We start from the raw sequence: 9951 nt of genomic DNA on the forward strand, positions 1-9951 counted from the left end.
ACCTTGGCACGGATGACTTTCTGTTCCTGAGTCATGGCGGACTCCTTGTGGATTCCGCCGCACACTGGCACTCTGGGCTACGCCCTTCGCACCGATGTGCGGCGGCATGGATAACCAACCACTGTCAGATTTAGTCTAGGCTATTACAGCTACTGCGACAGTAACCACGCTATTCCGGCGCGTCCTCCCCCAGGAATTCAGCGCGTAGCTCTCGAACATAGCCGACTGTCAGGCCCAGCTCATCCGCCAGACTGGATGCATAGTCTCTCGCAATGACGCTGACCCCCTTTCGCTTGTCCGAAGCAATGCGATCCAGATAGCCTTGCTTCGTTTGCTTCCGCGCTTTCCGCGCTGCAGCGGCCCGATCCCCAGCCTTGGCTTCATGGCTACGCAACTCACCGCTAGGTGCCGCCCGCCACGCCGCTGCCCGCTCCGCTTCTGCAGCCGGGTGGAGCTGTACAGACCTCAACCTCATCTCCGCAGCCTGCTGCTGCAGCATGGCATCCGCACGTTCGAACACTTCCCAATAGTCACCCTCGGCTAGCTGTCCCTTACCCCTTAGCGCCAGGACGGGCGTCAGGTTTCCGCACTCACGGACTTGCTCAAGCAGCGCGGATATAACGATGCGTCTGCGAAGTGCATCCTCCGATGGTTCGTCATGTACTGGCGTTGCCTCGACATCCAGAACGACCTGGCGCAGCTCGCGCGAACGGCGCTCGCCTGCATCTTCCGCCGCATCGCGTCCCGAGACGCGTGGAAGGCGAAGGATAGCCGGGCCATGGCTACCAAGCCCCAATGCAGCAATGCTCGCTTCCTTCATTGCCCCGCGCGCCGATAGCGCCTCGAATGCACGGCCCATGGTGGACAGCGCCGCCGCATTCACCCCAAGGGAGTCCAGCATCGCGGATGCGTTGGCCAAGCTTGGCCAATGGGGCAAATCTGCAAGACGCTTCGTGACGGCAGCCACGGCGCCATACTTGCTCGCCCAGGCCGCGGCTACGGCCATTTGGTTTTGATAGCGGTCAGTGAAATCGGCGAGGACCCGCATCTGCGCTTTAACGCGCAGCGAATCAAATTCAACTCTCGCTTGGATCTCACGATATGTGCTGCCACTTAGCTGCCGGCTCAATTCTGTGGCAAGAAACGAGGCCCCCCCCATCCCAATGGGATCGGCGCTACGCAACTCCGCAACAGCCCGACTTCGGCTAGCTTGCGCTTCGGCAAGATACTCATCGAAGGAAGTATTGGAACCATGCGCGGCTATCCAATCATGCATACGCGCGGTCGAATGGCTATCGATCTCCACGATCCGCGCGCGCCCCTCTTCTACGCGCCGTCGCCGCTGCTCGGCATAGCTATCGAAACAAGCCAATTGCTGGCTCGCCATCTCATCCAATGTCGCACCCTCCATGCGCCTTCAGGGGATGCGAGGCCAGCCGGCGAAGGTTTCCGGCGTTCGGGTGGCCACCCTAGGCCCCGCGAGGCCGATTGTAGCAAGTGCATCCCGCGCCTGTTGGGCGGCGGCACGGGGCGATTCTCATCGCGCCGCGTCCCGGAAGAGCGCGAGAAGGCCCAGTTCCAGAAGGGGGGCAACCCGCCACCGGCCAAGCACAATCGACACTGAAGAGCAAACCCCACAGCCCCAAGCGGGTTTGCTGGAAGAAACGGCCCGCAAAGCCTTATGCCACCGTGGCTGCTTTGGCGTTGTCACCAACTTTGTCACCAAAATATATGTGTGTCACCAAAAAACACAAAGATAGTTGGTGACACTGAAACCGTTGACAGGCATGGCTTTCCGGTCGATTCCCTACCCTGTCACCAGTGTCACCAAGCTTTTTTGCGGCTAGCTTCTTCCGCCATGTGGCCGCTGTGCCCATCCAACATCGGCCGACGCCGCCCGTACGACCGGCGGGCGCGCGTCGCACTGAACCTCGCGAGAGGGGGCAGCGTGCCTCGCCTGGGGGTAACTTTGGGGGTAACTTTCACCAATCTGAAAACAAGATCGGCCACCATGGCCACTTTCCGGCATCTATTCGATTGACGCCGGCCCACCAATATTCAGTCCCGGATAATCCCGGGACTACCCAAACCCCCGAAGGCGCGACGCCTTTCGGGGGTTTTTCTTTTTGGTGGACTGCCTATAATCGGCCGCCATAATCCGGAGATACCAGGAACCATGGCGTTAGTGCGAATCTCGCATCGCACTAAAGAAATGGGCGACGCTTACCGCCCCAGCGACCTGTGCGCCGACGCCCAGCTGACAAGCACCTCGTGCTGGCGCACGGTGAGCTCGCGTCGCGCGTCGAGCCATGCCATGTCTGCCCGTAGGGCGGCATCGCGCGCGCTTGTCCCCGCCGCGACCAAAGCCCTGGCCGCGGCTTGGTCAGCCGCGCGCCGTGCGAGACCGGCTGCCGCGATTTCGCGCTGCCTGCTGGCGGTGGCTACGGCCCCGAGCGCGACCTCCACCTCGCCCAACGCGGCCAGCACCGTCCTGCGGTAAGCTGCTTCCTGCTCTTCGGCAGTCGCGGTCGCGTGGGCGGCATGGGCCCGCAGCCTGCCCCCGTCGAACAAGGGCATCTGTACCGCGGATCCGAGTGCCCAGCCAAGCGCATCGCCACTGAGCCACCGGCCCAGAGACTCGCTCAGGAACCCCGACGTGCCTGTCAGCGTGAGCGTGGGGTAGCGCTCGCGCCGTATCCGCTCGGCGGCCATGCTGGTGGCAACTACGCGGTGCCATGCCGCATCGATATCGGGGCGGCTGGAGATCACCGAAGCGGGCATGTCGGCGCGCAGGGACCCGGTGAGCGCCATCCGGCCGAGATATCCGTCCTGCGCCTCCAGTTGCAGTTCCGATGGCGCACGACCCAACAGCACCGCCAGGCGAGAGATGGCGTCGTGGCGATCTTGTTCAACCTGCACCAACGACTGCTGCCGCTGCGTCACCAGATCGGCCCGATGCCGGACGGCGGCCAACGTTGCGAGCCCAGCCTCGCGCCGACCGGATTCGTCCGCCGTCAGCTTGCGGGCAAGCTGCAGATCCAGCAGCAAATCCTGGCGTAGCGCGTCGGCCAGACGGACATCGGCGTAGGTGCGTACGACGTCATGAATCAGCCACTGCCGCACCGCGCGGCGATCCGCCTGCGTCGCATCGGCGTGGGCACCGGCCTCGCCCTGCGCAAGCGCCAGGCGGCCAAACAGATCGATTTCGTAGCTGGCGGCGAGTTGCGTGCCAAAGTGCGAACTCCGGTACGGTGGCACGCGAAATTGACCGCCCTCGCCATCCCGGAACGCGGATTGCTGGATACGCCCCCGCTCCGCGTTCACGTTCAGGTCCAGGCGCGGCATCCTGTTTGCACGCGCGGCATCCACCGAGGCGTGTGCCTGCCTGACCCGCGCGGCCGCTGCCCGCAAGTCCAGGCTGTCGTCGAGCGCGACATCCACCAGGCCGTTCAGAACGGGATCGCCGAGGCTTGTCCACCAATCGGCGGGCAGCGCCGCTTCGGCGGCATCGGGCAACCCGCTCGCTTCGGTGACAAGGCCGGACCACCGCTGGGCTGGCGGCGCGGGACGCGTTGGCGAGACCGTGCCGGGCACGCATCCGGCCAACAGGAACGAAAGCGCCAGCATGGCAATGCAGATTCGGTGCATCCTGTTCCTCCTCAGCTCGCCAGGAAGCGCACCACCACGCGCTGGCCAATAAGCAAGTCTTGCGCATCCAGCGCGACGACGACTTCTACGACACGGTTGTCCTGCTTTTCGGCGGGGTCATCGCCCGCGCTTCGCTGCCCGACGATTCTGCCAACGCGCAGCACCTTGCCGCGCCACCGCCGTGCGGGATCCGCCTCCAGGATGATTTCCGCCGGACCTCCCGTCTTGATGCCCGGGATGTATTGCTCTTCCAGTTCGGCACGAACGATGCGGCCAACATCCGGGGCGAACAGGAAGAGCGGCGTGACATTGAGCGTGCTGACGCCATTGCCGGGCCGCGCCTGCCGCTGGATGATCTGGCCGTCGAGCGGTGCCGTGATGGACCGCTCCTGCACTTCGCGCTCAGCGATGGCGTGCCTCGCGCCTGCCGTGACGATGGCGGCTTCGGCGGCAAGCAAGCCCACCGCCGCGCTGGCGCGCCGGTCCCTGGCCTGATCCAGTTCCTGGCGCGGAATGGTCTCGTCATCGGCAAGCGGCTGCAGCCGCCTGGCCTCGCGCTCGGCAGCCCCGAGTTCCACGCGGGCCTTGTTGCGTTCCTGGACGGCTTGCCCGACTTCGGCGCGGGCCAGAGCGAGGCCGCGCACCGCGATCTCCGTGTCCAGCGTTGCCAGCAACTGGCCAGCCCGCACTCGATCGCCTTCCTCGACCATGACGCGGGCAATCACGCCGTCGCGCCTGGCGGCCAGGCGCACCGGGCCGCCCTCGATGTCCACGCGCCCCTTGGCGCTGGCAAGCGCGCCCGCCGGGACGCCATGCCGGGCGGACGTTGGCGCACCTGGCGTTTCATGGCCGCATGCGCCCAGCCACAGCGCGGCGGCAACGAGCCAGCAAGCCTTCGGCAGGCGAATCGGACTATGCATATTCATGTTTGCGCTCCTCTGGCGCGAGGTTGTTTGCAGACGGCCGCCCACGCTGTCGCCGATCACGGATGACGATGCCGTCCTCTAGCTCGATGACGCGGTCGGCATGCGACAGGAGGCGGGGGTCATGGGTGACTCCCAGCACCGTTGCGCCATGCTCGGCGGCGATCCTCTTGAGCAGGTCGATCACGATCTCTCCGTTGGTCTTGTCCAGCGCTGACGTCGGTTCATCGGCAAAGATCAGCCGGGGGTTCTTGACCAGCGCCCTGGCAATGGCCACGCGCTGCTTCTCTCCCCCTGAAAGCTCGGCGGGCCGCAGGTGGCTGCGATGGCCGAGCCCCACTTCATCGAGCACGCGCCGCGCTCGCGCAGCCGCCGTTGCGCCACGCGCGCCGAGGTACTGCAGGGGCAGCAGCACGTTCTCGAACGCGGTGAGCGCCCCGAACAGGTTGAAGCCCTGAAAGACAAAGCCGCAGTTCTCCAGCCGGAACCGGTCCAGCGCCGCTTCATCCAGCGTCCACAGTTCGGTGTCCAGTGCAAAGACCTGGCCGGTGTCCGGCCTGAGCAGTCCGGACATCATCGACAGCATCGTGCTCTTGCCCGATCCCGAAGGCCCGACAATCAGCGTCAACGCCGCCGGATAAATCTCGAGACTGCTGTCCTTGATCACCTGCTGCGTGATCTTGCCGACCGTGAACGCCTTGGCGATGCCGCGACTGGCGAGTGAAGGTTGGATGGGCATGGGTTCCCCCTCAACGAAGCAGTGATGCCGGCTCGGCGCGGCCCAACGGCCTTAGCGCGAGCAGCCCGGAAACGATGGCGATCGCAAGCAGCAGCCCGCTGGCGCCTGCCAGCATCCAGGCGGGAAACCGCATGGAAATCCGCAAGGCATCGCCCAGCCATGCGATCAGCAACGTGAATATCCCCGTCGCGAACAGGCCGGCCACCCCGACCCAGAGCGACTGCTCAACCACGATGGCCCGCAGCGATTTGTGCGGTACGCCTAGCGCGCGCAGCGCGGCGAACTCCTTGACCGAGGCCAGGATGGCGCCTGAAAGCGTCTGGCTGGTTATGACCATGCCCACCACCAGGGCCAGCAGGGATGCAAACCCGGTGCCGATCCCCGAGCCCGACTCGAGCAGCCAGTAAGCCTGCGACTGCGTGGAAAGCGTATCTGCCGTCCAGACGCTGTAGCGTGGGAATCGCGCCTTGTCCGAGATCTCGGCGGCCACCTTGTGCGCATCGAATCCCGGCTTGAGCCGAACCAGGTAGAAGGCAGCCTGCTCGGCGGTTTCCGGAGCGAGGTATCGCGCGGTCGCGAACGAGGCCAGTACATTGACGCCGCCGACGGAGCGTATGCCTTCGACAACGCCGGCGATGCGCGCCCGCCGGCCATTGATCTCAACCGCGGTGCCTACCTGCGCGCCCAGTTTGCGCATGTCGGCAGCGTCGATGATGATGGCATTGGGCTCGCGCAGCAGCGTCCGCTCAGCCGGCGTGAGCAGCCGCGAAAAAACGAGCCCGGCACCGGACACATCCATGGCGTGGAGCAGCACCGATACCGGCACCCCGTCCGGGCGCCTCAGGTCGCCGTATGCGGTGGTATAGGCTTCGATCCTGCCGGCACCGGAATGGGACCAGGCAAGCGCATCGCTCCCGCGCCCCAGCGGCCGGCCGAGATCGACACTTTGCGTGTTGCGAAAGCCGATCCACAGCTCGGCGCCGGATTTGTCGACTACCGCCGCGACCGAGCCGAACAGCCCCAGCAGCAGCGCTAGTTGCACAACGATCAGCAGGCCCGCGAAGGTGATGGCGAGCACGGCGGCGAGGTAGCGCCGCCATTCATGGACGAGGGTGGCACGAGCAAGGGAAACCATGCCTGCCTCACTCGCAACGAGGCGCCGGGGCAATGCGGCGGATCAGGGTGTATCGCTCGACCACCAGTCCGAGCGGGCCCCGCACCTCGACCAGCGCCCGGTGCGCGGAAGCCTGGCTGATATCGACCGGATGGCGGCTGACGGCTGTGCCACCGAGCAGCGTCTCGGGATCGGCGATCTGGCCAATCAGCATGGGCGCGTCCCCATCCTTGCTCTCTTGCGGCACTAGGCCATCGACCAGCACCGCGCCGCACAACTTATTGAGCTCTGCCTCGCTGCGCCGGTAAGCGGCCCGGGGCGGCTGCACGATCATGCCGCAGGCATTTCCCGGCACGTCCGGACACGGTCGGATGTCGATGACCGTGCCGTCGTCCAGGAAGGTCCACTGCCCCGCCATGCCCACTGGCCTGGCATGACCGCAAGCCAGGAGAAGGAGTGATCCAATAATAAACGGAGTAATCCGTCCGGTTTTGAGAAATGCCAGGAATACTTGCATATGCTGTGATATCGCTTTAATCAGCTGCCGTTACGTGGGCCGTCCCGCGGGATCAGGCAAAGATATAGACGCGGCAGAAATCCGCCATTGCGGTGGCCGTGGCCTGCATATCGATTTCGATGCCCGTGTCGCGGTCGAACCCCAGGCCGGAAAACATGGCCAGGATCAGGTTGGTAGCGCCGCGCGCATCGAGCGAGGCTCGCACCCAGCCCTCACGCTGGCCCCGTTCTAGCTCCATGGTCAGGGTCTGGCGCAAGTCCCGGTCAAAGGCCAGCACCTTCTCGTTCCATTCCGGATCGCGCTGTAGTTCCAGCCAGCTATCCGCGCCCAGGTCGTACTCGGAGGGCGCGAGGACCGCCGCCAGCCCTGCCGCATCTACCTGGCCGAGCCATTCAAGCCCTTCCCTGCTCGCCAGTTGGCGAACCTCGCCCTGGTAACGCGCGAACTCGCGGGCGGCAATCTCCATGATCATTTCCTGCTTGCTGCCGAAATGCCTGAACACGGTCCCGGCGCTCAGTCCAGCCTCGGCGCAGATGTCCTCGGTACGCGCGGAGTGGAATCCCTTCGTCTTGAAGGTGCGCGCGGCCGCCCGCAAGATGTCGTCCCGGCGCTGAGCGTGAAGCTGTTCGTCCTTCGTCCTGGCCATGATTGTAATAAACGGAGTAATCCGTCGCATTATATGGACATTCGGAGCGATGTCAACTGTCCGCCGCGGACTTGCCGCAGCCGCCATGTCTTGCGAATACGCGCGGTATTCGCCCAGAATTTTTGCACCCTCTCTGCGAAATTAAGAGCCGTCTGATTCACATTGGCAATGATTCTCTGCATCATCTGGTCAGATCGCCTCCCAGGAGGCGACCTTCCAGGTCGGGGGAATCACCCTCCCGGCCATCAGTTGCCCTCCAGCGCCCGCCAGTTCCTGTGCGGGCGTCTTTTTCGCGAGGCATATACCCGATGCCAGCCGATTTCGGAACGCGCAAGCACCGCGGCACCCCTCTGCCGTCTACTGCATTAATTTGTAATCAGCTGTTACAGTCCACTTTTTTTTTCGACAACCGGAAGGCGGCGCCAGCGCCGCCCGGGTTCACCGGAACGGGCAACGTATAAATGAAAAGAACGATTGGGGCAGCCGGCTTCGCGCTGGTTCTCGTGGGCTGCGGCGGATCGGGGGATAACGATGGCGGACTGGCGATCATACGGACCCCACCGGCCACTGTCCCCGCTGAACCGGCGGTCCCGGCGGTCCCGGTGGTTCCACCGGCTCCGGACACCAATGCGCTGGGCACGGGCATCTACACCGGCACTACCGTCGCCAACGAACGGTTCAACATCCTGGTCCTCGACGAGAATGTCTATTACGCGTTCTACGCCAGGGCAGGTGTACCGGACGTACCGTCCGGCGTGGTGACCGGCAACTATAGTTCCGGCAATGGCGCGCTCACCACCAACAACAACGGACGGGACTTCAACCTGGTGGACGTGGGCTACAGCCTCACGGCAGCGAACCTGGCCGCTTCCTACACGCCAGGCACGGCACTGCAGGCGCAACTCAACTACCGCAACGGCAGCGTCGCGACGGTCAACACCACCTACAGCACGGACTACAACTACATCGCCACGGCCGATGGGTTGAAGGGAACGTACTACGGCGCGACGGAGGTGATCGATACCACCGGGCTTGGCCCGGGATTCGCGCGGCTGGATATCGATGCCAACGGCAAGTTCACCGTCGACGGCGGCACGGGTTGCAGCTTTACGGGCAGCGCCACGCCGCGCCGCCAGGGCAAGGTCTACAACGTCAGCATTACACTGGGCGGCCCGCCCTGCCGCAATCCGAATACCGTCATGAGCGGCGTGGCCTATTACGATCCGACCACCACGCATAGCCTGCCCACCCCCGGCCAGCTCTATCTGTTCGCGATGCGGGCCGATCGCGAGGTGGGCTTCCTCTTCACCGGCAAGCACTGATGCCAGGGCGCGGCAATCGCGCCCTGAATGGCACGCCCGTGCGGCTTAGAGGAAACGGTCCAGCAGCTTGCGGCTGGCCTTGTCCAGGCCCATCAGGTTACGTACCAGATAGTGGATGCCGTGGCTGTCGGAGATCAGCAGCGTGGAACCAGCCAGGCGGCGGATGTCTTCCTCGCCGCGCAGTACCAGCGAGGTGCGGCCGCGGTCGGTCTCCACATCCCAGGTGCTGGGGGTGGCATAGGTCGACACCGAGCGGATCCGGCGGATCTCCGGCATGAATTCCCGGCTGGCCAGTTCGGCCTCGATCATCTCGCGCACGGAGACCGGCAAGGTGTCCAGGCGAGGCAGCCACGCCAGTTCGCGGCCGTCGGCGCTGATCATGCCGACGCCATCGTCCGGCGCGGCGATCGGGAAAGCGCGCACGGGCACTACGCCCTCATGCACGGTCCCATCCGCCGTGGTCATCACCAGGCGCCCAAAGGCATTGCGGGAGAGCTTGAAATCGACTTGTTGCATAGGGCCTCCCTTCCTTATTGCACGGTGACGGTGACCGCGGCGGCAGCATCGAGATCCGCCTCGGCATCGGCGTCAACGTTGCGGGCCTGCGCCTGGTAGAGCTTGTAGTAGGCGCCTTCGCGCGCCAGCAACTCCTCATGGCCGCCCACTTCGACAATCTGTCCACGGTCCATCACCACCAGGCGATCCGCCTTGCGCAGCGTGGACAAGCGGTGCGCGATGGCGATGGTGGTACGGCCTTGCACCAGGTTGTCCAGCGCCTTCTGGATTTCCTTCTCGGTGGCGGTATCGACCGAGGAGGTGGCTTCATCCATGATCAGGATGCGCGGATTGATCAGTAGCGCGCGGGCAATCGAGATGCGCTGGCGCTCACCGCCGGACAGCGCCTGGCCTCGCTCGCCCACCAGCGAATCGTAGCCATGCGGCAGCCGGAGGATGAACTCATGCGCGTGGGCTGCCCGCGCGGCGGCGATGATCTCCTCGCGGCTGGCGCCCGGCTTGCCATAGGCAATGTTCTCGGCAATCG

The 9951-nt window shown here is 64.7% G+C and carries 10 protein-coding genes; 1 reads left to right on the forward strand and 9 read right to left on the reverse strand.

Annotated features, from left to right (window positions below):
* Positions 1–169: 169 nt before the first annotated feature.
* From AC1DKD_RS34855 to AC1DKD_RS34885, 7 genes are all read right to left on the reverse strand, one after another.
* Positions 170–1411 (reverse strand): hypothetical protein, encoded by a 1242-nt coding sequence (locus AC1DKD_RS34855; protein ID WP_477144293.1) that lies wholly within the window; start codon positions 1409–1411, stop codon positions 170–172.
* 812 nt (positions 1412–2223) lie between these two features.
* Complete coding sequence (locus AC1DKD_RS34860) at positions 2224–3627, reverse strand: efflux transporter outer membrane subunit (RefSeq protein WP_441631051.1); 1404 nt, start codon at positions 3625–3627, stop codon at positions 2224–2226.
* 32 nt (positions 3628–3659) lie between these two features.
* Complete coding sequence (locus AC1DKD_RS34865) at positions 3660–4574, reverse strand: HlyD family secretion protein (protein ID WP_477102615.1); 915 nt, start codon at positions 4572–4574, stop codon at positions 3660–3662.
* Entirely contained in the window at positions 4561–5310 is a 750-nt protein-coding gene (locus AC1DKD_RS34870) for an ABC transporter ATP-binding protein (RefSeq protein ID WP_441631055.1), read from the reverse strand. The genes AC1DKD_RS34865 and AC1DKD_RS34870 overlap by 14 nt, the downstream gene beginning before the upstream one ends.
* A gap of 10 nt (positions 5311–5320) precedes the next feature.
* Positions 5321–6445 (reverse strand): ABC transporter permease, encoded by a 1125-nt coding sequence (locus tag AC1DKD_RS34875; RefSeq protein WP_441631057.1) that lies wholly within the window; start codon positions 6443–6445, stop codon positions 5321–5323.
* A 7-nt stretch (positions 6446–6452) separates the two neighbouring features.
* Positions 6453–6842 (reverse strand): hypothetical protein, encoded by a 390-nt coding sequence (locus AC1DKD_RS34880; protein WP_441631059.1) that lies wholly within the window; start codon positions 6840–6842, stop codon positions 6453–6455.
* Between the two features lie 151 nt (positions 6843–6993).
* Complete coding sequence (locus tag AC1DKD_RS34885) at positions 6994–7587, reverse strand: TetR/AcrR family transcriptional regulator (protein WP_441631061.1); 594 nt, start codon at positions 7585–7587, stop codon at positions 6994–6996.
* A gap of 461 nt (positions 7588–8048) precedes the next feature.
* Between AC1DKD_RS34885 and AC1DKD_RS34890 the strand changes: the two genes are divergently transcribed.
* Positions 8049–8909 carry a hypothetical protein gene (locus tag AC1DKD_RS34890; RefSeq protein WP_441631063.1) on the forward strand — a complete coding sequence of 287 codons (861 nt, stop codon included), beginning with the start codon at positions 8049–8051 and terminating at the stop codon, positions 8907–8909.
* Positions 8910–8954: 45 nt separating this feature from the next.
* On the opposite strand, the gene AC1DKD_RS34895 is transcribed toward AC1DKD_RS34890, so the two are convergent.
* Together AC1DKD_RS34895 and AC1DKD_RS34900 are read right to left on the reverse strand one after the other, a co-directional pair.
* Positions 8955–9425, reverse strand: a complete 471-nt coding sequence (locus AC1DKD_RS34895; RefSeq protein ID WP_441631065.1) for a cyanophycin metabolism-associated DUF1854 family protein — start codon at positions 9423–9425, stop codon at positions 8955–8957.
* A gap of 14 nt (positions 9426–9439) precedes the next feature.
* On the reverse strand, positions 9440–9951 hold a 512-nt coding region (locus AC1DKD_RS34900; RefSeq protein ID WP_477144294.1), incomplete at its 5' end, for an ATP-binding cassette domain-containing protein.

The sequence above is a fragment of the Cupriavidus sp. 05T313 genome, from assembly GCF_056396665.1.

Coding starts and splice junctions, on each gene's coding strand:
- AC1DKD_RS34855 (WP_477144293.1), bottom strand. CDS start 1,411: ATGGAGGGTGCGACATTGGATGAGATGGCGAGCCAGCAATTGGCTTGT.
- AC1DKD_RS34860 (WP_441631051.1), bottom strand. CDS start 3,627: ATGCTGGCGCTTTCGTTCCTGTTGGCCGGATGCGTGCCCGGCACGGTC.
- AC1DKD_RS34865 (WP_477102615.1), bottom strand. CDS start 4,574: ATGAATATGCATAGTCCGATTCGCCTGCCGAAGGCTTGCTGGCTCGTT.
- AC1DKD_RS34870 (WP_441631055.1), bottom strand. CDS start 5,310: ATGCCCATCCAACCTTCACTCGCCAGTCGCGGCATCGCCAAGGCGTTC.
- AC1DKD_RS34875 (WP_441631057.1), bottom strand. CDS start 6,445: ATGGTTTCCCTTGCTCGTGCCACCCTCGTCCATGAATGGCGGCGCTAC.
- AC1DKD_RS34880 (WP_441631059.1), bottom strand. CDS start 6,842: ATGGCGGGGCAGTGGACCTTCCTGGACGACGGCACGGTCATCGACATC.
- AC1DKD_RS34885 (WP_441631061.1), bottom strand. CDS start 7,587: ATGGCCAGGACGAAGGACGAACAGCTTCACGCTCAGCGCCGGGACGAC.
- AC1DKD_RS34890 (WP_441631063.1), top strand. CDS start 8,049: ATGAAAAGAACGATTGGGGCAGCCGGCTTCGCGCTGGTTCTCGTGGGC.
- AC1DKD_RS34895 (WP_441631065.1), bottom strand. CDS start 9,425: ATGCAACAAGTCGATTTCAAGCTCTCCCGCAATGCCTTTGGGCGCCTG.